This is a genomic window from Pseudomonas sp. S09G 359 (genome assembly GCF_002843605.1).
Taxonomy (GTDB): domain Bacteria; phylum Pseudomonadota; class Gammaproteobacteria; order Pseudomonadales; family Pseudomonadaceae; genus Aquipseudomonas.
Genome location: NZ_CP025263.1, coordinates 6,139,739 through 6,163,865, shown reverse-complemented (window position 1 = coordinate 6,163,865; position 24,127 = coordinate 6,139,739). Strand labels below are relative to the sequence as shown.

Sequence of the window (24,127 nt, the reverse complement as noted above, 5' to 3'; positions counted from 1 at the left end):
AAGTGTCTGGCCAGGTCCGGGTGGCTCAGTCCGCGGCGGGCGCCGGCTGGATCGCAAGCTGGTCGGCCAGGCGCACGAACGCGGCCAGGTCCAGTTGCTCGGGGCGCAGGCTGCCGTCGACGCCGGCCGCTTCGATCTCGGCGTTGCTCAGCAGCGCCTTGAGCGTGTTGCGCAGGGTCTTGCGGCGCTGGTTGAACGCCTCGCGCACCACACGCTCGAGCAGCTTGTGATCCTTGGCCGGGTGCGGCAGCACCGCGTGCGGCACCAGGCGCACAATGGCCGAGTCGACTTTTGGCGGCGGGTTGAACGCGCCCGGGCCGACGTTAAACAGATGTTCGACGCGGCAGTGGTACTGAACCATGATCGACAAGCGACCCCAATCACCGCCACCCGGGCCGGCCGCCAGACGCTCTACCACTTCTTTTTGCAGCATGAAGTGCATGTCGCGGATGATCCCGGCGTTGTTCAGCAGGTGAAAAATCAGCGGCGTAGAGATGTTGTAGGGCAGGTTACCGACAACCCGCAAGCTGTTGGGCGCGGCATTGAGGCTGTTGAAGTCGAACTTCAGCGCATCGCCCTGGTGCAGGTTGAAGTTGGATTTGCCGGCGAACTGCTGGTTGAGGATCGGGATCAGGTCCTTGTCCAACTCCACCACGTCCAGCTGCCCGCCACTGGCCAGCAGGCCTTGGGTCAGCGCGCCCTGGCCCGGGCCGATTTCCAGCAGGCGGTCTTCGGGCTTGGCATGGATGGAGCGCAGGATACGGTCAATCACGCCAGCGTCGTGCAGGAAGTTTTGCCCGAAACGCTTGCGCGCCCGGTGTTGGTAATGCTCGGTCATATACGGGTCTCGGCCATCTGATAGGCGGTTTCCAGGGCCACGTGCAGGCTGCCGGTATCGATCTTGCCGCTGCCCGCCAGGTCCAGGGCAGTGCCATGGTCGACGGAGGTGCGGATGATCGGCAGGCCCAGTGTCACGTTGACTGCGGCGCCGAAGCCTTTGTATTTCAGCACCGGCAGCCCCTGGTCATGGTACATCGCCAGCACTGCGTCGCAGTGCTCCAGATATTTGGGGGTAAACAGAGTGTCTGCAGGCAATGGGCCACGCAGGTCCATGCCTTCTTGGCGCAGGCGCTCCAGGGTTGGTTCGATGATGTCGATTTCTTCATGGCCCAGGTGGCCGCCTTCGCCGGCGTGGGGGTTGAGCCCGCAGACCAGGATGCGTGGTTGGGCAATGCCGAATTTGTGTTGCAGGTCGGCATGCAGGATGCGCGTTACGCGCTCTACACGTTCGGCGGTGATGGCATCGGCAATGTCACGCAGTGGCAGGTGCGTGGTCACCAGGGCGACCCGCAGGCCGCGCGTGGCCAACATCATCACGACTTGTTCGGTATGGGTCAGTTCAGCAAGGAATTCGGTATGGCCGGAAAAGGCGATGCCAGACTCGTTGATCACGCCCTTGTGCACCGGGGCGGTGATCATGCCGGCGAAGTCGCCGTCGATGCAGCCTTGCCCGGCGCGGGTCAGGGTTTGCAGCACGAAGGCTGCGTTGGCCGTGTCCAGCCGCCCGGCAACCACCTTGGCCGCCAGCGGGGTATCCCACACATACAGGCTGCCGGCGGGCGCGGGCAGGTCGGGCCAGTTGCCGGGTGCCACGTCCAGCAAGTTGACAGCCACGCCCAGTTGCGCGGCCCGCTCAAGGAGCAGGTCGCGGCTGGTAATGGCAATCAGGGGGTGTGGCTGGGGTTGCGAGGCGAGCAGCAGGCACAGGTCTGGACCAATGCCGGCCGGCTCGCCGGGTGTCACCGCGAAACGCTGGGGTTTCACTGGGTTGCCTGGCTGGCGCCTGTTTGCTCAGCGCCTGGCAGCTTGTTTTCTACGTAGGCTTCGTCACGGATCTGACGCAACCAGGTTTGCAGCTCTTCGTCGTACTTGCGGTTACGCAGTACGTTAAGCGCCTGTTGCTCGCGGGCCTGGCTGGTGTTGTCGGTGGCGCGACGGCCAAGGACTTCCAGCACATGCCAGCCATATTGGGTTTTGAACGGCTTGGACAACACGCCTTGCGGGGTCTTGGCCATAACGTCCTGGAACTCTGGCACCAGCGCTTTCGGGTCGATCCAGTTCAGGTCGCCGCCGTTGAGGGCAGAACCCGGGTCTTCCGAGAAGCTCTTGGCCAGGGTGGCGAAGTCTTCGCCGCTTTCGATGCGGTCGTAGATCTTCTGGGCCAGTTCCTTGGTTTGCGCTTCGGTACGGATTTCGCTTGGTTTGACCAGGATGTGACGAACATGCACTTCGTCTTTCAGCGAGGTCTCGCCACCACGACGCTCCAGCAGCTTCAGGATGATGAAGCCTCCTGGGGTGCGGGCCGGCTGGGTGATGCCACCGACTTCCATGGCGCTGAGTTCGCGGTCGAATGGAGGTGGCAGTTGAGCGGCTTTACGCCAGCCCATGTCACCGCCTTCAAGGGCGTTGTCACTGCCGGACACGGCGATGGCCGTCTGCGCAAAGTCGGCGCCAGCCTTGAGGCGGTCATAGACAGCCTGGGTCTTGGCGGCGGCGGCATTGAGCTGCTCGGAGTTGGCGCTGTCCGGGGTAGGGATCAGGATGTTGGCCAGGTGCAGTTCTTCGGAAAGCTGCATCTTGCCCAGGTCCGATGCCAGGAAGTTCTTCACTTCCTGCTCGGAGACCTGAACCCGCTCGGCCACACGGCGCTGACGCACACGGCTGATGATCATTTCGCGGCGGATCTGGTCACGGGCGTCCTCATAGGACAAACCGTCGTGGGCCAGGGCGGCGCGGAACTGGTCAATGCTCATGTTGTTGCGCTGGGCAATGGTGCCGACAGCCTGGTTCAGTTCTTCGTCCGAAATACGGATGCCGGAGCGATCGCCGATCTGCAGTTGCAGGTTTTCGACGATCAGGCGCTCGAGCACCTGTTGGTCCAGGACGCTGGTCGGTGGCACGCCGCCGCCACGCTTGGCGATGGTTTGCTGCACTTCCTTGACGCGCTGGTCCAGTTGGCTCTGCATGATCACGTCGTTATCGACGATGGCCACTACTTTATCCAGTTCTTGAACCGCAGCGTGAGCCGATGCGGTACCCAGGAACAGTGCGCCCAGCACTAGCGGGCGCAGACAATCAGAAAGCTTGGTCTTCACGTTCACGATAACCTTCAATGCCTTTGTCGAGGAAGCTCTCTACCTTGGCGCCGGTCAGGCCGCCGAGTCCTTTGAGGACGATCTGCAGGAAGAGCCCGTGGTCACCCTTTTCGTTAAGCGGGGCGATCTGGCTGTATTCGTCGTTGGAAACCCAGTAGCGGTTGATGACGCGCAGTTTCCAGCAGCAGTTGTCGTACTCGAAACCACCAAAGGCTTCCAGGGTACGGTTGCGAGCGTAGTCATACTGCCAACGGGTGATCAGGTTCCACTGGGGAATGATCGGCCACATCATCGAGAAATCGTGTTGCTGGATTTTGTAGTAATCCTTCACGAAGTTCGCGTCGCCTGGCTGGCCGTAGTCACCACCGAACTGCCATTTGCCGGTCAGCTGGTTGTAGACGACCTGGTCGTTACGATAGCGATAACCAACGTTGATGATCTTGTTCGGGTTGTCTTCCGGCTGGTAGTGAAGCATTGCGCTGCCGGAACGAGGGCTGTGCTCCTCGGTGTCCCAGTTGTAGTCGGCAGTAGCGCGCCAGTCGCGGTTGAAGCGGAACTCGTAGTCCAGGGCAACCGGCGACACGTCGGTATTTGCATCGGCACGGTCAGACGCGAGGATGCCCGGCAGTTGGACTTCACGATCCTTGAAGTACAGGGCCTGGCCCACGGACACGCGCTGACGCTCGAAACCATTGTCTTCGATCCAGCGGCTGGTCAAGCCCAGGGACAGTTTGTTCTCGTCGCCGATCCGGTCGGAGCCGCTGAAGCGGTTGTCACGGAACAGCGACGCGTAGCTGAACGAGTACTCGCTGGTGTCGAATACCGGGATATCAGCCTGGTCCTTGTTCGGTACGTACAGGTAGAACGCACGCGGCTCAAGGGTTTGGCGATAGTTGGTGCCGAACCAGTTGGTATTGCGATCGAAGTACAGGCCGCTGTCGACGCTGGCCACCGGAACCGCACGGTCCTGGGAGCTCTTGAAGGTGCCGCCTGCGTACGGGTTGGCTGCAGTTGCCGCGGCTTGATCAGCAATGATCTGGTTCTTGCCGGTGCTGTCCAGGTCCAGGTCGTACTTGGTGTAGACGTACTTGAGCTTCGGCGTGACGAAGCCGTAGGTCCAGTTCATCGGGTACTCGACGGCTGGCGCTACGTTCAGGCGGGTACCGTTTGCACGGGTCAGGCCGCGTACGTAGGTGTCCAGGCGCGCTGTTTCGACGCCGTCCTGATCTTTGAACGTGCCGTTCTCCAGGTCGCGGTCGAAGCGTACGGCTTCGGTCTCGTAGCTGAAGTTCAAGCCACCTGGGTGGTACGGCAGCTGACCGTTGAAGGTGATCTGCGGCAGGCGGTCATACGGGGTGACCTGGGAAATCGTTGCCAACTGGTAGGCTTGCAGGTTCAGGCGTGCCTGGAAGGTATCGCCACGATAAGTGACGGCGCCCTGCTGGTTGACGTAGTCCCGGCTTTCAACACCTTCCTGGTTCGACTTGAGGTCCTGGAAGAAGTAAGGGTCGCTGATCGTGGTGTAGTCGACTTCGGTCAGTACACGCGAATCCAGCCCGCCCTTGTGTTGCCAGTTGAGCATGTAGCGGGTTTTTTCGTAATCGGTCTGCAGCTTGCGTTCGTCGTTGTCGTCGTTCAGGTACGCGCCGCCGAACTGGCCTTCGCTGGACTTGGTGAGGTAGCGGAATTCGCCTTCCATCATCATGCCGCGCTTGGTCATGTATTGCGGGTACAACGTGGCGTCGTAGTTGGGCGCCAGGTTGAAGTAGTACGGCGTAACCAGGGTAAAGCCGGTTTCGCTGCCGCTGCTGAAGCTCGGCGGCAGGAAGCCGGATTGACGACGGTCGTCGATCGGGAAATAGATGTAGGGGGTGTACAGGATCGGGATGTTCTTGATCCGCAACGTCGCGTTGGTGGCCGTACCGAAACCGGTGGCCGGGTTCAACGTGATGTTGTTGCCCTTGAGCTGCCAGGCGTTGCTGTCCGGCTCGCAGGTGGTGTACGTACCGTCCTTGAGACGGATGATCGCGTTCTCGGCACGCTTGGCGTACAGCGCGTTACCGCGGATACGCGACTTGTGCAGCACGTATTCGGCGTTGTCGACCTGCGCCGCACCGGTGTCCAGCTGAACCTCGGCGTGGTCGCCGACGATCAAGGCACCGTTGTCGCGCATACGCACATTGCCATTCAGCTCGCCACGGTTCTCAGCCTGGTACAGGCTGGCTTCCTCGGCTTCGAGCTGCATGCTGCCCTGGCGCATGACGACGTCACCGGCCAGGGTTGCGACTTGTTGTTCCTGCTCGTAACGAGAGGCCTTGGCACCGATGAAGGTGGGCGCATCGCTCTTGTTCGTCTTGTCGTTCATGCCAGGACGAATTGGCTCGATGTACGCACCGCCGCAGTAAGGACCGGTTTCGGCCAACTGGGCTGCGGTCAACTTATCGCGCGGTACCCAGTCCAAGTGGCTGTAGTCGGCGCTGCGCGAACGCAGGCCACGGCCCTTGGAGTCGGTGACCAGTGCGGTCTTCGGCTCGGCATCGGCTTTGCCACCAGTGTCGGCTTGCGCCGTGCTGTTGGCCGAGCTGATGGCTGCGCCATCATGCACCGGACGCGGTGGCAACGGGGCTGCGGCGGTTTTCGGCGCGCAGTCCCAGGCACCCGAAGCAGAGACTGAGCAGTCATACTGTTCCGCGGCGACCACGAATGAAGTGGCGAAGGGTTGCAGGGCCAGCAGACTGCCGGTTACCAGCAACGGAAATTTTCTACGAAACGCGGGGGATTTCAATGCCATCTTATTAGTCCGGGCTTCCTGCGTGCCATCTGCCCGCGGTTTGGGCCGCACGCCTCTCGATGGTCTGAAAAAGATGCGTGATAATAAAGCATGCCCCGCTTGACGGCTAGCGCCGTCGGAGACCCTTGTAATGCCCGAGCAAGATCTACGTTTACAACAGCTGGAAGTCTGGCTGGAAGAGCAGTTGCCGATCCTTTTCAACGCTCAAGGCTGGGGTGCCGTACCCCCGGCCACATTGACCGCGGCCAGCAGCGACGCGAGTTTCAGGCGCTATTTCCGCTGGGAAGGCGGCGGTCGAACCTTCGTCGTCATGGACGCGCCACCCCCCCAGGAAAACTGCAAACCCTTCGTCGATATCGCGCATTTCTTGGCAAAGTCAGGAATAAATGTTCCAAAAATTTACGCAGAAGATTTGCCGCGCGGCTTTCTTTTGCTCAATGACCTGGGCAAAAAGACTTACCTGGACGTGATTGACGAGCAAAACGCCGATCAATTGTTTGCCGATGCCATCGATGCCTTGCTGGCTTTTCAGCAACTGCCGATGGATACGCCGCTGCCCAGTTATGACGTGGCGTTGCTGCGCCGCGAGCTGGAATTGTTTCCCGAGTGGTACGTGCGCCGGCACCTGGGTATCGAACTGGATACCCGCCAGCAAGCCTTGTGGCAGCGTGTCAGCGACCACTTGATCGACAGCGCCCTGGCGCAGCCCAAAGTGCTGGTGCACCGTGACTATATGCCGCGCAACCTGATGATCAGCGAGCCGAACCCCGGCGTGCTGGATTTCCAGGACGCGGTGTACGGCCCGGTGACCTACGACATTACCTGTCTGTTCAAGGACGCCTTCCTCAGTTGGCCCCAGGCCCGCGTGCGCGAATGGCAGCGCGGCTACTGGGAGCGCGCGGGGCAGGCCGGTATTCCGGTGCAGGCCGACTTCAGCGAATTCCTGCGCGCCAGCGACCTCATGGGCGTACAGCGTCACCTCAAAGTCATCGGTATCTTCGCGCGCATTTGCCATCGCGACGGCAAACACCGCTACCTGGCCGACGTGCCGCGCTTCTTTGCTTATATAGAAGCGGTGTTGGCTGAACGGCCTGAATTGAGCGAGCTGGCTGAACTGCTGAACAGCTTGCGTCAGCCCGCCGAGGCCAGCGTATGAAGGCGATGATCCTGGCGGCGGGCAAAGGCGAGCGCATGCGCCCGCTCACCCTGCATACGCCCAAGCCGCTGGTGCAGGCCGGCGGCAAGCGCCTGATCGAGTATCACCTGGAGGCGCTGGCCAAGGCCGGCTTCAGCGAAATCGTGATCAACCATGCTTGGCTGGGCCAGCAGATCGAAAGCTACCTGGGCGATGGCGCGCAGTTTGGCGTGCGCATCCGCTATTCCCCGGAAGGCGAGCCGCTGGAAACCGGCGGCGGAATCTTCCAGGCCCTGCCATTGCTGGGGGATGAGCCGTTCCTGGTGGTCAATGGCGATATCTGGACCGACTACGACTTCATCCGGCTGCGCCAACCGCTCCAGGGGCTGGCCCACCTGGTGATGGTCGACAACCCGGCGCATCACCCTTCGGGCGGGGATTTCTACCTTGATCAGGGTTTGCTTCATGATGCGGCGCCCGGTGCCGATAACCTGACCTTCAGTGGCATTTCAGTGCTCGACCCCAAGTTATTCGCGGGTTGCAGCGCCGGTGCCTTCAAGCTGGCGCCGCTGCTGCGTGCGGCCATGGCGAAAGGGTTGGTAACGGGGGAACACATGGCTGGACGCTGGATTGATGTCGGCACGCTGGAGCGCCTGGCGCAAGTCGAAACCTTGCTGACAGCAGGCCAGTAACATGTTGTGGCCAGGGACGCTGATCGGCGCCGGGGCTGGCTTTGCCATTGCCAGCATTCCGGGGGCCTTATTGGGTGCGCTGTTGGGGCAGGCGCTGGATCGCCGCCTGCAACTGCAAAGCTGGGCGCAATTGCGCGAACGCCTGGGCGGGCGTGCGGCGTTGCGCAATGACGAGTTGTTGTTTGTGTTGCTCGGGCGCCTGGCCAAGAGCGGCGGGCGTGTGGTGGATGGGCATATCCAGCAGGCGCGGCAAGAGATGCGTTCTCTGGACATGACCGAATCGGCCCAGCGCCGTGCAATTGCCGCGTTTAACCGTGGCAAGTCCGGCTCCGACCGGGTGCGCAGCTACCTGCGTGTGCTCAAGGCCCAGCCCCATGCGGCGGAAGGTGTGTTGCGTGCGTGCTGGCGGATGGTCTGGGCGGATGGCAAGGCGGATGACGCCGAGCGCGACCTGATCGATCTGTGGGGCAAATGGCTGGGCTGGACGCCGCAACAACTCCAGGCGCTGGCCGCTGACTACACGCCGGAACGCAAGCCGCTGGTCAATCGCGGTGGCAGCTACCAGGATGCGTTGCGCTTGCTCGGCGTCACGGCCACCACCGAGCCATCGGCGATCAAGCGCGCCTATCGCCGCCTGCTTAGCCGCCACCACCCGGACAAGGTGGCCGGCAGTGGCGCCACCCCCACGCAAGTGCGCGAGGCCACCGAGCGCACCCGCGAATTGCACAATGCCTATGCGTTGATTCGCGAGCGCCGGGATTTTCGCTGAAAACCACAATTTTAGTGTGACAGCCCAATCCCATGTGGGAGCGGGCTTGCTCGCGAATGCGGAGTATCAGTCGACTCATTCGTCAACTGACAGACTGCATTCGCGAGCAAGCCCGCTCCCACACAAGCCCGCTCCCACATGGGTTCTGTGGTGTTATTGAAATAGTGATCAGTCCGCGTTGGCCTGCGGGCTCAACCAGCCACGAACCCGGCGATACAGCTGCTCCTGCTCGGCAGCACTGTTGCCGGGTAGGGTTTTGAGCGACACCTGCTTATAACCGTCGTTTTTTGCACGCTTGGCGGCCTGGGCGCGCTCTTGTGCGTTTTTGCGATCCTGGGGGCTGTCTTGATAGAAGACATCCGCCGTGGGCACTTTCAAGGTCGGCGCCAGTTGCTGCAGGTCCGGCGTGCGTGCCGCCGGGGTTTTGCCGGCCACCATGACCAATTTCTGCACCTGGGCCGGCTGTTTCTCGCTCAGGTAACGTGCGGCCCACCAGGCGCCGGTGCCATGGCCGGCCAACACTATGCTGCGCGCACTCTGGGTTTGGGCGAAGGCCACGGCGGCATCGATGCGCGCAAAGATGCGCGAGGCGTCGGTTTTGTCCTGCTCGTCGGCCCCAGGCACCACGGCCGGGTCAGTGCCTTCGGCTTCGGCGCTGGCGGCCTGCTCGATCGGTTTGTCGGCGGTGGCCGCGTCTTTGCTGCTGGTGTCGACGGTGGCTGCGGGCGCTGGTGCGGCGCGCGGCGGCAGGGTGTCTACGCTGATATCCGGCAGCGACAGGCTGAGGCTGCCCCAATTGGCATCCGGCAATTTGCGCCGCAATGGGCCGATTGCTTGCGGCCAGTCAGCATTTTCCCCGGCGCCCGGGACGATAATCACCACGCCTTCGGGCTCGGCGCTGTTGGCGGGCTTCCACAGGGCGAGGAACGAATCACTGCCGGCCTGCAACTGTTGCTGTTCCTGTTGCGGGATTTTACGCTCCAGCGCGCTGGCTTCTTCCAGGCTGCGCTCGGGCAAGGGCTGGCGTTCTGCGGGTTTTTCGGCGGCCGGCGCAGGTGCGTCGGCGGCCTGGACAGAAAAGGCACTGGTAACGAGCAGTGACAGGCACAATGCTGGCAGTGCCGAACGGTTTCGATGTGGCATCGTTGATTTCCGGCCAGAAGTGATTCCAGCAGCCTAATGGGTTGGTCAGTATTTGTCAGTGATGTGAGACGTGGATCATGGGTTTTCGCTGTCTGCTGGTTATCGGCTGTTTGTGCTTTGCCTTGATGGCAAATGCTGCTCCCGCGCCCGCCGCACCGCAGGCGCAACTTACCGCGCAGCAACGTGAATGGCTGGTGGCGCACCCGGAACTGCGGGTGGGCGTGGTATTGCAGGCGCCCTACGCGCAATACGATCGCCGCCTGCAACGCTTGTCCGGGGCCAACGTGGAATTGATGCAGTGGCTGGTCAAGGCGCTGAATATCGAAGTGTCCTGGCGCAACTTCCCCAACCAGGAAGCGCTTGAAGCCGCCGTGCGCGATGGCGAAGTGGATATCGCCCCCGGGCTGCAACAAACCCCGGCCGGTTTGCGCCTGTGGCTGTTCAGTGACCCGTATATGCGCGTGCCCCAGCACATCGTCGGCATCCGTGACGGCGGCGGGGCGGTGGAGCTGGAAAAGCTCGATGACCAATCCCGCGTTGCCGTGCGCATGCCCAGCGCCGTGGCCGACTACCTGCGCAGCACCTACCCTGCACTTAATCTGCAAGGCGTGCCCCTGGAGCGCCAGGCTTTGCAGTTGCTGGTCAGCCAGCAGGCGCGGTATGCCGTGGTGGATGAAGCGCAGCTGAGCCGGTTGTCTGCTGAGGCCGAGTTCGCCGGGCTGGCAGTGGTGGGGGATATCGGCCTGCCGCAACTGCTGCGGGTGGCCACGCGGCGCGAATGGCCGGAGTTGGCCGGCATTATGGAAAGCGCCCTGCGCGCCATCCCCGCCCGCGACCTGGACCAATTGCACAACCGCTGGCTGCAAGCCAAATACCCACGGTTGTCGGAATCCCCGGGCCTGTGGCAAAACCTCAGCCTGTTGCTGGGCCTGTTCCTGCTCGCCAGCCTGGCCATCGTGTTCTGGCAGCGCCGCCAGCAACGCGTGCTGGAACATGACCTGCTGGCCGCCCGCGAAGAAAGCGCGGCCCGCGCCGCCGGTGCCGAAGCGCTGCGCTTGACGCAGTTTTCCATCGATCAAAGCACCGTCGGCATTCTCTGGGTCAACTGGGACAGCCATGTGCGCTACGCCAACCGCGCGGCCGAAAGCATGCTCGGCTATGGCCCCGGCGCCTTGATCGAGCGCCCCCTGGTCGACCTCGACCCGAGCCTGGATATGGACCGCTGGCTCAACCTGTGGAAACGCGCGCGGGCCAGCGAAGACGGCCCGCAGAACTTCGCCACCGACTGCCGGCGCGCCGATGGCAGCATCCTGCCGGCCAACGTGTCCTTGAGTTTTCTGCGCTTTGCCGAGGCCGAATACCTGGTGGTCTACCTCAACGACGTCACCGAGTTGCGCCGCACCCTGGCCGCCTTGCTGCAAAGTGAGGCGCAACTGCGCGAGCTGTCGGCCCACCTGGAAACCGTGCGCGAAGAAGAAAAAGCGCGCATCGCCCGCGAGGTCCACGACGAACTCGGGCAGATGCTCACCGTGCTCAAACTGGAAACCTCCATGTGCGAACTGGCCTACGCACAGCTGGACTCTGGCCTGCACGAGCGCTTGAACAGCATGAAGCGTCTGATCGCCCAGCTGTTCCAACTGGTGCGGGACGTGGCAACCGCGCTGCGCCCGCCGATTCTCGACGCCGGGATTGCCTCGGCCATCGAGTGGCAGGCGCGGCGTTTCGAAGCGCGCACGCAAATCCCCTGCCTGGTGCAGGTTCCGGATAACCTGCCGGCCCTGAGTGACGCCAAGGCCATTGGCCTGTTCCGCATCCTGCAGGAAGCGCTGACCAATGTGATGCGCCATGCCCAGGCGCATACTGTGGAGCTGACCCTGGCGGTGGAAGGCACGGACCTGCGGCTGACCATCAGCGACGACGGCGTCGGCTTCGTCCAGCCCCAAGGCCGGCCGGTGTCGTTCGGCCTGGTGGGCATGCGCGAGCGGGTGCTGATCATGGGCGGGCAGTTGAGCCTGGAAAGTGAAGTGGGCGAGGGCACCACCCTGAGTGTCACGGTGCCGCTGGATGCATAACCATATGAGGAAACCCTTGTGATTCGCGTACTGGTAGCCGAAGACCACACCATCGTTCGAGAAGGCATCAAGCAATTGATCGGCCTGGCCAAAGACCTGCTGGTGGTGGGCGAGGCGAGCAATGGTGAGCAATTGCTCGAGACCCTGCGCCATGTGCCCTGCGAGGTGGTTTTGCTGGATATCTCGATGCCCGGCGTCAACGGCCTGGAAGCGATTGCGCGGATCCGCGCATTGAGCAACCCGCCGGCGATCCTGGTGCTGTCGATGCACGATGAGGCGCAAATGGCCGCCCGTGCCTTGAAGGTCGGCGCCGCCGGTTATGCAACCAAAGACAGCGACCCCGCGCTGCTGCTCACGGCGATCCGCAAGGTGGCGGCCGGCGGGCGTTATATCGACCCGGACCTGGCCGACCGCATGGTCTTCGAAGTCGGCTTGACCGATACCCGGCCGTTGCATTCATTGCTGTCCGAACGTGAGTTTTCGGTGTTCGAGCGCCTGGCCCAGGGCGCCAACGTGAACGACATCGCCCAGCAACTGGCGCTGAGCAGCAAGACCATCAGCACCCACAAGGCACGGCTGATGCAAAAGCTCAATATCACCTCCCTGGCGGAACTGGTGAAGTACGCCATGGAGCACAAGCTTCTGTAGCGACATGCCTGTTTGCGACGCCCTTTGAGTTGCGCTGAGCCGATTCCCGGCGCGCGGCGCGGCGGCACTGTTCCATCCCCGCCATCTGTGTAGGGCGATCCCTACCCCCAACCTTCCATCCGGCTGATGCAATTCTCTCACGGCCCCCGATTTCCGGGGCCTCGCGCCTGGACTACGCTTGTGCCACAGCAGTCCAAAATACAAAGGTGCGGGTATGAGCGAGGTGGATTCAAATGATGTGCTGGTCAGCTTTCGTGGCGTGCAGAAGAGCTACGACGGCGAGAACCTGATCGTCAAAGACCTCAACCTGGAGATTCGCAAGGGCGAGTTCCTGACCCTGCTCGGGCCGTCCGGTTCAGGCAAGACCACCAGCCTGATGATGCTCGCCGGTTTTGAAACACCGACCGCCGGGGAAATCCAGCTGGCCGGGCGGTCGATCAACAACGTGCCGCCGCACAAGCGCGATATCGGCATGGTGTTCCAGAACTACGCGTTGTTCCCGCACATGACCGTCGCCGAGAACCTGGCGTTCCCGTTGTCGGTGCGTGGTTTGAGCAAGACCGATATCAGCGAGCGGGTCAAACGCGTGCTGAGCATGGTCCAGCTCGATGCCTTCGCCCAGCGCTACCCGGCGCAACTCTCCGGCGGCCAGCAACAGCGCGTTGCCCTGGCACGCGCGCTGGTGTTCGAACCGCAATTGGTGCTGATGGATGAACCCCTCGGCGCCCTCGACAAGCAACTGCGCGAACACATGCAGATGGAGATCAAGCACCTGCATCAACGCCTCGGCGTGACGGTGGTGTACGTGACCCACGATCAGGGCGAAGCGCTGACCATGTCCGACCGTGTGGCGGTGTTCCATCAGGGCGAGATCCAGCAGATCGCCGCGCCGCGAACCCTGTACGAAGAACCGAAGAACACCTTCGTTGCCAACTTCATCGGCGAGAACAACCGCCTCAATGGCCGCCTGCACAGCCACACCGGCGACCGTTGCGTGGTCGAGCTGGCGCGCGGCGAGAAGGTCGAGGCGCTGGCGGTGAATGTCGGCCAGGTCGGCGGCCCGGTGACGCTGTCGGTGCGCCCGGAACGCGTGAGTCTTAATGGCTCCAGCGAGAGTTGCGTCAACCGCTTCTCCGGGCGGGTGGCGGAATTCATCTACCTGGGCGACCACGTGCGTGTGCGCCTGGAAGTCTGCGGCAAGGCCGATTTTTTTGTGAAACAACCGATTGCCGAGCTGGACCCAGCCCTGGCGGTTGGCGACGTGGTACCGATTGGCTGGCAAGTCGAGCACGTTCGCGCACTCGACCCACTTCTAGAGGCGAATTAATCGCCCCCATGGCTTCACCAACCCTGCACGTGGAGAGAACAACAATGTTGAGTTCCTTGAAGTATTCCGTTCTGGCATTGAGCTTGATGGGCGCGACACAGGCCATGGCCGGCCCGGACCTGACCGTCGTATCGTTTGGCGGCGCGAACAAGGCGGCCCAGGTCAAGGCCTTCTATGCACCGTGGGAAAGTGCGGGCAACGGCAAGATCGTCGCCGGCGAATACAACGGTGAGATGGCCAAGGTCAAAGCCATGGTCGACACCAAGAGCGTGTCCTGGGACCTGGTGGAAGTGGAATCGCCAGAACTGTCGCGTGGCTGCGACGAAGACATGTTCGAGCCGCTGGACCCGAAACTGTTCGGCAACAGCGCCGATTACGTCAAAGGCGCCATCCAGCCATGCGGCGTGGGTTTCTTCGTGTGGTCGACCGTGCTGGCCTACAACGCCGACAAGCTGACCAGCGCACCGACCAGTTGGGCGGATTTCTGGGATACCAAGAAATTCCCGGGCAAACGCGGCCTGCGTAAAGGCGCCAAGTACACCCTGGAATTTGCACTGATGGCCGACGGTGTGGCGCCGAAGGACGTGTACAAAGTGCTGGCCGGCAAAGATGGCCAGGACCGTGCGTTCAAGAAACTCGACGAGCTGAAACCGTCGATCCAGTGGTGGGAAGCCGGCGCACAACCGCCGCAGTACTTGGCCTCGGGTGACGTGGTAATGAGTTCGGCCTACAACGGCCGTATCGCGGCCGTGCAAAAAGAAAGCAACCTGAAAGTGGTGTGGAACGGCGGCATCTACGACTTCGATGCCTGGGCCATTCCAAAAGGCCTGGCGAAGGACCGCGCCGAAGCGGCGAAGAAATTCATCGCCTTCTCGGTAGCCCCGCAACAGCAAAAAACCTACTCGGAAAACATCGCCTACGGCCCGGCCAACACCCAAGCCGTGCCGTTGCTGGCCAAGGATGTGCTGAAGGACATGCCGACCACCCCGGAAAACATCGCCAACCAGGTGCAGATCGATGTGAGCTTCTGGGCGGATAACGGCGAGCAGTTGGAGCAGCGCTTCAACTCCTGGGCGGCTAAATAACCAGCAACACCGCTAAATCCTTGTGGGAACCGGTAAGTGTGGGAGCGGGCTTGCTCGCGAAAGCAGTGTGACAGTCAACACATGAGGAGGCTGACCCACCGCATTCGCGAGCAAGCCCGCTCCCACACAAGCCCGCTCCACATGGGATCTGCTGTGTTGGGCAGATTGCATTCATTTTCATAATCGGAGTTTGCCATGGCTATCGCCATTCCTGGCCCCACCCTCAAGCAGCGCCTGGCGCGTGCCGAGCGGCTCAACCGCTGGAAGGCCCAGGCCTTGATTGCGCCGTTGGTGCTGTTTTTGCTGCTGGTGTTCCTGGTGCCTATCGTCGCGCTGCTGTTCAAGAGCGTCGGCAACCCGGAAGTGGTGGGCGGTTTGCCGCGTACCGTGGTGGCGGTGACGGCCTGGGATGGCCGCGGCCTGCCGGGCGAGCCGGTGTACCAGGCCCTCAGTGAGGATCTGGGCGAGGCACGGGCCAACCAGACCTTGGGCGATCTGTCCAAACGCTTGAACATGGAACTGGCGGGCTACCGCAGCCTGCTGACCAAAACCGCGCGGGCGCTGCCGTTCAGCGAAGTGCCTGGCTCGTATAAAGAAGCACTGGAAAACCTCGACGAACGCTGGGGTGACCCGGCGTACTGGCAGGCGATCCGGCGCAATACCAGCAGCCTGACGCCGTTCTACCTGCTGGCAGCCGTCGATCACCGTATCGACGACCTCGGTGAAGTGGCCCCGGCCACCCCCGACCAGGCGATCTACCTGGACATCTTTGCCCGCACCTTCTGGATGGGCCTGGTGATCACCGCCATCTGCCTGGTGCTGGCGTACCCGCTGGCGTACCTGCTGGCCAACCTGCCGGCGCGTAAAAGCAATTTGCTGATGATCCTGGTGTTGCTGCCGTTCTGGACCTCGATCCTGGTGCGGGTGGCCGCGTGGATCGTATTGCTGCAGTCCGGTGGTTTGATCAACAGCGCGTTGATGGGCATGGGCCTGATCGATAAGCCGCTGGAACTGGTGTTCAACCGCACCGGTGTGTACATCTCGATGGTGCATATCCTGCTGCCGTTCATGATTCTGCCGATCTACAGCGTGATGAAGGGCATCTCGCCGACCTATATGCGCGCGGCGATTTCCCTGGGCTGCCATCCTTTCGCCAGCTTCTGGCGTGTGTATTTCCCGCAGACCTACGCCGGTGTCGGCGCCGGTTGCCTGCTGGTGTTCATCCTGGCAATTGGTTACTACATCACGCCCGCGCTGCTGGGCAGCCCGAACGACCAGATGGTCAGCTATTTCGTGGCCTTCTATACCAACACCAGCATCAACTGGGGCATGGCGACGGCGTTGGGCGGCTTGCTGCTGCTGGCGACCGTGGTGCTGTACCTGATCTACAACCGGCTGGTGGGCGCCAGCCGCCTGCGCCTGAGCTGAGGAGACCTTTGCGATGCTGAGCCCTTATATGTCACCGGTGGAACGGGTGTGGTTCTACAGCTTGCGGATCCTCTGCGGCTTGATCCTGCTATTCCTGATCCTGCCCGTGCTGGTGATCATCCCGCTGTCGTTCAACAGTGGCAGTTTCCTGGTGTACCCGTTGCAAGGTTTTTCGCTGCACTGGTACCAGGACTTCTTTGCCTCGGCCGAATGGATGCGCGCCCTCAAGAACAGCATCATCGTCGCCCCGGCGGCCACGGTGCTGGCCATGGTATTCGGTACCCTGGCCGCTATTGGCCTGACCCGCGGCAATTTCCCCGGCAAGGCGCTGGTCATGGCCCTGGTGATTTCGCCGATGGTGGTGCCGGTGGTGATCATCGGCGTGGCCAGTTACTTGTTTTTCGCGCCGCTGGGCCTGGGCAACAGCTTCTTCTCGTTGATCGTGGTGCATGCGGTGCTCGGCGTGCCGTTTGTGATCATCACCGTGTCGGCGACCTTGCAGGGCTTCAACCATAACCTGGTGCGCGCGGCGGCCAGCCTGGGCGCGTCGCCGTTGACTGCATTTCGCCGGGTGACCTTGCCGCTGATCGCGCCGGGGGTGATTTCCGGGGCGCTGTTCGCCTTTGCCACCTCGTTCGATGAGGTGGTGGTGACGCTGTTCCTCGCCGGCCCCGAGCAAGCGACCCTGCCGCGCCAGATGTTCAGCGGTATCCGGGAAAACCTCAGCCCTACGATTGCTGCAGCAGCGACCTTGCTGATTGCGTTCTCGGTATTGCTGTTGCTGACCCTGGAATGGCTGCGTGGGCGTAGCGAGAGGCTGCGAACTGCCCAAGTCTAAAGCCCAGCAGAGATCAAAATGTGGGAGCGGGCTTGCTCGCGAATGCGGTGGGTCAGCTATTCATTGATTGACTGACAGTCCGCATTCGCGAGCAAGCCCGCTCCCACATTGGTTCTGTGTCCATTCAGTGGGTGAATGCAAGACAACCAGCTTCAGTCAGCTACTCTTGTGCCAGCCCACCACTAATAAGAGGCCGCGCACATGAGTACCTCCTCATTCAAGATCGCCCACAAACTGCTGACCGGCGCCGGTGCCATCGAGCAACTGGCCGCCGAGCTCACGCGCCTGGATGTGGATAACCCGTTGATCGTCACCGATGCCGCGCTGGTCAAGTCCGGCACCGTGGCGTTGGCCCTCGAACACCTGGGCGAACGTACCTACGAGATTTTCGACCGCGTATTGCCTGACCCGGAAATCGCCATCGTCGAGGACTGCATGCGCGTGTACCGCGAGGGCGGGCATGACGGCCTGATCGGCGTAGGCGGCGGCAGCGCCATCGATATCGCCAAAAGCGTCGCGGCCTACGCCGGTTATCACGGCGCCCTGGCGGATTTGTTCGGCGTCGACCAGGTGCCGCGCAAGGGCCCGCCGCTGATCGCCATCCCCACCACGGCCGGCACCGGCTCGGAAGTGACCAATGTGGCGATCCTCTCTGACAAGGCCGCGCAGCTGAAAAAAGGCATCGTCAGCGATTACTTGCTGCCGGATGTAGCGCTGATCAGCCCGCAAATGACCCTCACCTGCCCGCGCAGCGTCACCGCCGCCAGTGGTGTGGATGCGCTGGTGCATGCCATCGAGTCGTACCTGTCGCTGCATGCCTCGCCGATCACCGATGCCTTGGCGATTGGCGCGATCAAGCTGATTGCCAAAGCGTTGCCCAAGGCCTACGCCAACCCGGCCAACCTGCAGGCACGCGACGATATGGCCACCGCCAGCCTGATGGCCGGCATGGCCTTCGGCAATGCCGGGGTGGGCGCGGTGCATGCCTTGGCCTACCCGCTGGGCGGGCGCTTCAATATCGCCCACGGCGTCAGTAATGCCTTGCTGCTGCCGTATGTGATGCATTGGAACAAGCTGGCCTGCGTAGAGCGCATGCAGGACATTGCCCAGGCCATGGGCGTGAATGTGACCGGGCTGAGTGCCAACGATGCCGCCGACCAGGCCGTCGAGGCGATGACGCGACTGTGTGCCGCCGTAGAGATCCCGGCGGGCCTGCGTAGCTTCGGGGTTCCCGAGGACGCAATCCCGGCCATGGCCACGGAAGCTGCGGGTATCGAGCGGCTGATGCGCAACAACCCGCGCAAGCTCAGCGCGGCGGATATCGAGAAAATCTACCGGGCCGCGTTCTAACCGTTGAGTTAGGTCACGGTGCGCGCAGCAAAGCATGAGGTATACAATGCGCGCCATCGTGATTTAGCTCAAAAAAGGTGCGTCATGCAGCCCTTCGTTATTGCTCCATCGATTCTCTCCGCCGATTTCGCCCGCCTGGGTGAGGAAGTGGACAAGGTGTTGGCCGCCGGTGCCGACTTCGTGCACTTCGATGTCATGGACAACCACTATGTGCCCAACCTGACCATCGGCCCGATGGTCTGCGCGGCGCTGCGCAAGTACGGCATCACCGCGCCGATCGACGCGCACCTGATGGTCAGCCCGGTGGATCGCATCATCGGCGACTTCATTGAAGCCGGCGCGACCTACATCACCTTCCACCCGGAAGCCTCGCTGCACGTGGACCGCACCCTGCAACTGATCCGCGAAGGCGGCTGCAAGGCGGGCCTGGTGTTCAACCCGGCGACCCCGCTGGACGTACTCAAGTACGTGATGGACAAGGTCGACATGGTGCTGCTGATGAGCGTCAACCCAGGCTTCGGCGGGCAGAAGTTCATCCCCGGCACCCTCGACAAGCTGCGCGAAGCCCGTGCACTCATCGATGCCTCGGGCCGTGATATCCGCCTGGAAATCGACGGTGGGGTCAACGTCAACAATATCCGTGAAATCGCCGCTGCCGGCGCCGACACCTTTGTGGCCGGCTCGGCGATCTTCAACGCCCCGGACTATCAGCAAGTCATCGACACGATGCGTGCAGAGCTGGCGTTGGCGCGCCCATGAGCGGCTTCGAGCAGCTGTTCCCCGGCAAACTGCCACGGCTGGTGATGTTCGATCTGGACGGTACGTTGATCGATTCGGTGCCTGACCTGGCGGCGGCGGTGGACGAAATGCTGCTCAAGCTGGGGCGCAAGCCGGCGGGGGTCGAGTCGGTCCGCGAGTGGGTCGGTAACGGCGTGCACATGCTGGTGCGCCGCGCCCTGGCCAACCACATCGACGCCGAGGGTGTCGATGAGGTGGAGGCCGAGCATGCGCTGGAACTGTTCAACGTGGCCTATGAAAATGGCCACGAACTGACCGTGGTGTACCCCGGCGTGCGCGACACGCTCAAATGGCTGAGTAAGCAGGGCGTGGAAATGGCCCTGATCACCAACAAGCCGGAGCGCTTCGTCGCGCCGCTGTTGGACCAGATGAAAATCGGCCGTTATTTCCGCTGGATCATCGGTGGCGATACCCTGCCACAGAAGAAACCCGACCCGGCGGCGCTGTTTTTCGTGATGAAAATGGCCAATATCCCGGCGTCACAGTCGTTGTTTGTCGGTGACTCGCGCAGCGATGTGCAGGCGGCAAAGGCTGCTGGCGTGCAGTGTGTAGCCTTGAGTTACGGCTACAACCATGGCCGGCCGATTGCCGAAGAGTCCCCGGCGCTGGTGATTGATGACCTGCGACTGTTAATCCCGGGTTGCTTGGGAGCTGGCGCTGAGATAACGTTGCCCGATATCGATCCGTCCCCTTCTGGAAATTCCATCGTGGTGGTCACTCGCAAACTCTGGATGAAAGTCATCAAGGCCCTGGCCCGCTGGCGTTGGCGCGCCTGACTGATCCTGGCCGCACTCTGCGGTACGTTTGCATACCTGACTGTTAGACCCTCATGCCACGAGGCACATCATGATCCGCGAAGAATTCCTGCGTTTGGCCGCTGCCGGCTATAACCGTATTCCCCTGGCCTGCGAAACCCTGGCCGACTTCGACACCCCGCTGTCGATCTACCTGAAACTGGCCGATGAGCCCAACTCTTACCTGTTGGAATCGGTGCAGGGCGGGGAGAAGTGGGGCCGCTATTCGATCATCGGCCTGCCGTGCCGTACCGTCATGCGTGTTCACGATCACCATGTGAGCATCACCCATGATGGCGTCGAGATCGAAAGCCATGATGTCGAAGACCCGCTGGCCTTCGTCGAAACCTTCAAGGCGCGCTACAACGTGCCGACCATCCCTGGGCTGCCGCGCTTCAATGGCGGCCTGGTCGGGTACTTTGGCTACGATTGCGTGCGCTACGTGGAAAAACGCCTGGGCAAATGCCCTAACCCGGACCCGCTGGGCGTGCCGGATATTCTGCTGATGGTGTCCGATGCGGTGGTGGTGTTCGACAACCTCGCCGGCAAGATGCACGCGATCGTGCTTGCCGACCCGTCCCAGGCCGACGCTTTCGAGCAAGGCCAGGCCGGCCTCGAAGCCCTGCTGGAAAAACTGCGCCAGCCGATCACCCCGCGTCGCGGCCTGGACCTCAGCCGTCCGCCGGCGGCCGACCCGGTGTTCCGCTCCAGCTTTACCCAGGATGACTACGAGCGCGCGGTGGATACCATCAAGGAATACATCCTTGCCGGTGACTGCATGCAAGTGGTGCCGTCGCAACGCATGTCCATTGACTTCAAGGCCGCGCCGATCGATTTGTATCGCGCGCTGCGTTGCTTCAACCCGACGCCGTACATGTACTTCTTCAACTTTGGCGACTTCCACGTGGTGGGCAGCTCGCCGGAAGTATTGGTGCGGGTCGAAGACAACCTGATCACCGTGCGCCCGATTGCCGGTACTCGCCCACGGGGCGCGACCGAAGAGGCCGACCTGGCGCTGGAAGAAGACCTGCTGTCCGACGACAAAGAAATCGCCGAGCACCTGATGCTCATCGACCTGGGCCGCAACGACACCGGGCGCGTCTCGGAAATCGGTTCGGTGAAACTCACCGAGAAGATGGTGATCGAGCGTTATTCCAACGTGATGCACATCGTGTCCAACGTCACCGGCGAGCTGAAAGCCGGCTTGACCGCGATGGACGCCCTGCGCGCGATTCTGCCGGCGGGCACCTTGTCGGGCGCGCCGAAAATTCGCGCGATGGAAATTATCGACGAGCTGGAGCCGGTCAAGCGCGGCGTCTACGGCGGCGCCGTGGGCTATTTCGCCTGGAACGGCAACATGGACACCGCCATTGCGATCCGCACGGCGGTGATCAAGGACGGGGAGCTGCATGTGCAGGCCGGCGGCGGGATTGTTGCCGACTCGGTGCCGGCCCTCGAATGGGAAGAAACCCTGAACAAGCGCCGCGCGATGTTCCGCGCCGTTGCGCTGGCTGAACAGACCCCCAATTCCTGAGGTTTCCCCCATGTTGCTGATGATTGATAACTACGACTCCTTTACCTACAACGTAGTGCAGTACCTGGGCGAGCTGGGTGCCGAGGTCAAGGTGGTGCGCAACGACGAACTGAGCGTGGCCGAAATCGCCGCGCTCAACCCGGAACGCATCGTGGTGTCGCCGGGCCCGTGCACGCCGACCGAGGCGGGTATTTCCCTCGAAGCGATCAAGTATTTCGCCGGCAAACTGCCGATCCTCGGCGTGTGCCTGGGCCACCAATCCATCGGCCAGGCCTTTGGCGGTGATGTGGTGCGCGCGCGCGAGGTGATGCACGGCAAGACCAGCCCGGTGTTCCATAAAGACCTGGGCGTATTTCAGGCGCTGAACAACCCGGTGACCGTGACCCGCTACCATTCGCTGGTGGTCAAGCGCGAAACCCTGCCGGAATGCCTGGAACTGACCGCCTGGACCCAGCTGGAAGACGGCTCGGTCGATGAGATCATGGGCCTGCGCCACAAGACACTGAATATCGAAGGGGTGCAATTCCACCCTGAGTCGATCCTGACCGAGCAGGGCTACGAGCTGTTCGCCAACTTTCTCAAGCAGAGCGGCGGCACGCGCTAAGGACTTTCCATGGATATCAAGACTGCCCTGAGCCGTATCGTCGGCCACCTGGACCTGAGCACCGCTGAAATGAGCGATGTGATGCGCGAAATCATGACCGGCCAATGCACGGACGCGCAGATCGGCGCGTTCATGATGGCCATGCGCATGAAGAGCGAAAGCATCGACGAGATCGTCGGCGCCGTCTCGGTGATGCGTGAGCTGGCGGACAAGGTCGAACTCAAGACCCTCGACGGCGTGGTCGATGTGGTCGGCACCGGCGGCGACGGGGCAAATATTTTCAACGTGTCGACCGCGTCATCCTTTGTGGTGGCGGCGGCAGGTTGCACGGTGGCCAAGCACGGTAACCGTGCCGTGTCCGGCAAGAGCGGCAGTGCCGACCTGCTGGAAGCGGCCGGCATCTACCTGAACCTCACCCCGGTACAAGTGGCGCGCTGCATCGACAACGTCGGCATCGGCTTTATGTTTGCCCAATCCCACCACGGTGCGATGAAGCACGCCGCCGGCCCGCGCAAAGACCTCGGCTTGCGTACCCTGTTCAACATGCTCGGCCCGCTTACGAATCCGGCCGGTGTGAAACACCAGGTGGTCGGCGTGTTCAGCCAGGCGTTGTGCAAGCCGTTGGCCGAAGTGCTGCAACGCCTGGGCAGCAAGCATGTGCTGGTGGTGCATTCCAAAGATGGCCTGGACGAATTCAGCCTGGCCGCGCCGACCTTTGTGGCGGAGCTGAAGAACGACCAGATCAGCGAATATTGGGTCGAGCCTGAAGATCTCGGCATGAAGAGCCAGAGTCTGCACGGCCTGGCGGTGGAAAGCCCGGCGGCCTCGCTGGAGCTGATTCGCGATGCCCTGGGGCGTCGCAAGACCGAAAACGGTCAAAAAGCTGCCGAAATGATTGTTTTGAATGCTGGCGCGGCACTTTACGCGGCCGACCATGCCTATAGTCTCAAGGAAGGTGTCGCCTTGGCCCACGATGCGCTGCACACCGGCCTGGCTCGTGAAAAACTCGAAGAGCTGGGAGCATTCACCGCAGTATTCAAGATGGAGAATGAAGGATGAGTGTGCCGACCGTTCTGGAAAAGATTCTGGCCCGCAAAGCCGAAGAAGTCGCTGAGCGCCGTGCCCGTGTCAGCCTCGCCGAGCTGGAAAGCCAGGCGAAGCTCGCGGATGCACCGCGTGGTTTTGCCAGAGCCTTGATCGCCCAGGCCAAGCTCAAGCAGCCGGCGGTGATCGCCGAGGTCAAGAAAGCCTCGCCGAGCAAAGGCGTGATCCGCGAACATTTTGTACCGGCCGAGATCGCCGTCAGCTATGAGAAGGGCGGGGCGACGTGCCTGTCGGTGCTGACCGATATCGATTACTTCCAGGGTTCCGACCTGTTCCTGCAGCAGGCCCGCGCCGCGTGCAAGCTGCCGGTGATCCGCAAGGATTTCATGGTGGACCCGTACCAGATCGTTGAGGCCCGTGCCCTGGGTGCCGACTGCGTGCTGCTGATCGTTTCCGCACTGGATGACGTGAAGATGGCCGAGCTGGCAGCCGTGGCTAAAAGTGTCGGCCTGGATGTGTTGGTGGAAGTGCACGACGGCGATGAGCTGGAACGTGCGCTGAAAACCCTCGACACACCGTTGGTGGGGGTTAATAACCGTAACCTGCACACCTTCGAAGTCAGCCTGGAAAACACCCTCGACCTGCTGCCGCGTATTCCGCGCGATCGCCTGGTGATCACCGAGAGTGGCATCGTCAACCGTGCCGATGTGGAACTGATGGAAATCAGCGGGGTGTACTCGTTCCTGGTGGGCGAGACGTTCATGCGCGCCGAGAACCCAGGGGCGGAGTTGCAGCGCCTGTTTTTCCCGGAGCGGGGTGTGGCGGTGAGTGGGTCGACCCTGGACTGACTCAAGCGCGGTCAACATTTGGAATACGGTTTAAATGTGGGAGGGGGCTTGCCCCCGATGGCAGTGTGTCAG

The 24,127-nt window shown here is 62.1% G+C and carries 21 protein-coding genes; 16 read left to right on the top strand and 5 right to left on the bottom strand.

What is annotated here, in order from left to right:
* Window positions 1–25: 25 nt before the first annotated feature.
* The 4 genes from rsmA to CXQ82_RS28385 are packed head-to-tail and all read right to left on the bottom strand — an operon-like array spanning window position 26 to window position 5,946.
* A complete protein-coding gene (gene rsmA / locus CXQ82_RS28400; RefSeq protein WP_099585669.1) occupies window positions 26–838 on the bottom strand; it encodes a 16S rRNA (adenine(1518)-N(6)/adenine(1519)-N(6))-dimethyltransferase RsmA in 813 nt (270 codons plus the stop codon).
* On the bottom strand, window positions 835–1,824 hold the full coding sequence (gene pdxA / locus CXQ82_RS28395) for a 4-hydroxythreonine-4-phosphate dehydrogenase PdxA (protein ID WP_101273260.1): 990 nt from the start codon (window positions 1,822–1,824) through the stop codon (window positions 835–837). The genes rsmA and pdxA overlap by 4 nt, the downstream gene beginning before the upstream one ends.
* Window positions 1,821–3,155, bottom strand: a complete 1,335-nt coding sequence (locus tag CXQ82_RS28390) for a peptidylprolyl isomerase (protein WP_101273881.1) — start codon at window positions 3,153–3,155, stop codon at window positions 1,821–1,823. The genes pdxA and CXQ82_RS28390 overlap by 4 nt, the downstream gene beginning before the upstream one ends.
* On the bottom strand, window positions 3,136–5,946 hold the full coding sequence (locus CXQ82_RS28385; RefSeq protein WP_101273259.1) for an LPS-assembly protein LptD: 2,811 nt from the start codon (window positions 5,944–5,946) through the stop codon (window positions 3,136–3,138). Before CXQ82_RS28385 ends, CXQ82_RS28390 begins: the two co-directional genes overlap by 20 nt.
* A gap of 130 nt (window positions 5,947–6,076) precedes the next feature.
* Here CXQ82_RS28385 and CXQ82_RS28380 point away from each other — a divergent pair, with 130 nt between their 5' ends.
* Genes CXQ82_RS28380 through CXQ82_RS28370 form a run of 3 tightly spaced genes read left to right on the top strand, consistent with a single transcriptional unit; the run spans window position 6,077 to window position 8,542 of the window.
* A complete protein-coding gene (locus CXQ82_RS28380; protein WP_101273258.1) occupies window positions 6,077–7,102 on the top strand; it encodes an aminoglycoside phosphotransferase family protein in 1,026 nt (341 codons plus the stop codon).
* Window positions 7,099–7,773, top strand: coding sequence for an N-acetylmuramate alpha-1-phosphate uridylyltransferase MurU (gene murU, locus CXQ82_RS28375; RefSeq protein ID WP_101273257.1), 675 nt, complete (start codon window positions 7,099–7,101; stop codon window positions 7,771–7,773). The genes CXQ82_RS28380 and murU overlap by 4 nt, the downstream gene beginning before the upstream one ends.
* 1 nt (window position 7,774) lies before the next feature.
* Window positions 7,775–8,542, top strand: coding sequence for a TerB family tellurite resistance protein (locus CXQ82_RS28370; protein WP_101273256.1), 768 nt, complete (start codon window positions 7,775–7,777; stop codon window positions 8,540–8,542).
* 168 nt (window positions 8,543–8,710) lie between these two features.
* Here CXQ82_RS28370 and CXQ82_RS28360 read toward each other — a convergent pair whose 3' ends face one another.
* The gene (locus CXQ82_RS28360; protein ID WP_101273254.1) at window positions 8,711–9,685 is read right to left on the bottom strand and encodes an alpha/beta hydrolase family protein; all 975 of its coding nucleotides are present in this window, start codon (window positions 9,683–9,685) and stop codon (window positions 8,711–8,713) included.
* Between the two features lie 77 nt (window positions 9,686–9,762).
* Between CXQ82_RS28360 and CXQ82_RS28355 the strand changes: the two genes are divergently transcribed.
* The 13 genes from CXQ82_RS28355 to trpC all read left to right on the top strand — a co-directional run bounded on the left by CXQ82_RS28355 (window position 9,763) and on the right by trpC (window position 24,055).
* Window positions 9,763–11,757, top strand: a complete 1,995-nt coding sequence (locus tag CXQ82_RS28355; RefSeq protein ID WP_101273253.1) for an ATP-binding protein — start codon at window positions 9,763–9,765, stop codon at window positions 11,755–11,757.
* Between the two features lie 18 nt (window positions 11,758–11,775).
* Window positions 11,776–12,405 (top strand): response regulator transcription factor, encoded by a 630-nt coding sequence (locus CXQ82_RS28350; RefSeq protein WP_017739608.1) that lies wholly within the window; start codon window positions 11,776–11,778, stop codon window positions 12,403–12,405.
* Window positions 12,406–12,619: 214 nt separating this feature from the next.
* Entirely contained in the window at window positions 12,620–13,732 is a 1,113-nt protein-coding gene (locus tag CXQ82_RS28345) for an ABC transporter ATP-binding protein (RefSeq protein ID WP_101273252.1), read from the top strand.
* A 44-nt stretch (window positions 13,733–13,776) separates the two neighbouring features.
* Complete coding sequence (locus CXQ82_RS28340) at window positions 13,777–14,817, top strand: ABC transporter substrate-binding protein (RefSeq protein ID WP_101273251.1); 1,041 nt, start codon at window positions 13,777–13,779, stop codon at window positions 14,815–14,817.
* A 195-nt stretch (window positions 14,818–15,012) separates the two neighbouring features.
* Complete coding sequence (locus tag CXQ82_RS28335) at window positions 15,013–16,245, top strand: ABC transporter permease (RefSeq protein ID WP_101273250.1); 1,233 nt, start codon at window positions 15,013–15,015, stop codon at window positions 16,243–16,245.
* Between the two features lie 13 nt (window positions 16,246–16,258).
* Complete coding sequence (locus CXQ82_RS28330; protein WP_101273249.1) at window positions 16,259–17,083, top strand: ABC transporter permease; 825 nt, start codon at window positions 16,259–16,261, stop codon at window positions 17,081–17,083.
* A 201-nt stretch (window positions 17,084–17,284) separates the two neighbouring features.
* A complete protein-coding gene (locus CXQ82_RS28325) occupies window positions 17,285–18,433 on the top strand; it encodes an iron-containing alcohol dehydrogenase (protein ID WP_101273248.1) in 1,149 nt (382 codons plus the stop codon).
* A gap of 84 nt (window positions 18,434–18,517) precedes the next feature.
* Window positions 18,518–19,192, top strand: a complete 675-nt coding sequence (gene rpe / locus CXQ82_RS28320; protein WP_101273247.1) for a ribulose-phosphate 3-epimerase — start codon at window positions 18,518–18,520, stop codon at window positions 19,190–19,192.
* Window positions 19,189–20,007, top strand: coding sequence for a phosphoglycolate phosphatase (locus tag CXQ82_RS28315; protein WP_101273246.1), 819 nt, complete (start codon window positions 19,189–19,191; stop codon window positions 20,005–20,007). Before rpe ends, CXQ82_RS28315 begins: the two co-directional genes overlap by 4 nt.
* Window positions 20,008–20,077: 70 nt before the next feature.
* The gene (trpE, locus tag CXQ82_RS28310) at window positions 20,078–21,559 is read left to right on the top strand and encodes an anthranilate synthase component I (protein ID WP_101273245.1); all 1,482 of its coding nucleotides are present in this window, start codon (window positions 20,078–20,080) and stop codon (window positions 21,557–21,559) included.
* Between the two features lie 10 nt (window positions 21,560–21,569).
* Complete coding sequence (locus tag CXQ82_RS28305; RefSeq protein ID WP_101273244.1) at window positions 21,570–22,163, top strand: aminodeoxychorismate/anthranilate synthase component II; 594 nt, start codon at window positions 21,570–21,572, stop codon at window positions 22,161–22,163.
* Window positions 22,164–22,172: 9 nt separating this feature from the next.
* The gene (gene trpD / locus CXQ82_RS28300; RefSeq protein ID WP_101273243.1) at window positions 22,173–23,222 is read left to right on the top strand and encodes an anthranilate phosphoribosyltransferase; all 1,050 of its coding nucleotides are present in this window, start codon (window positions 22,173–22,175) and stop codon (window positions 23,220–23,222) included.
* Entirely contained in the window at window positions 23,219–24,055 is an 837-nt protein-coding gene (trpC, locus tag CXQ82_RS28295; RefSeq protein ID WP_101273242.1) for an indole-3-glycerol phosphate synthase TrpC, read from the top strand. The genes trpD and trpC overlap by 4 nt, the downstream gene beginning before the upstream one ends.
* The last annotated feature ends 72 nt before the right edge of the window (window positions 24,056–24,127 follow it).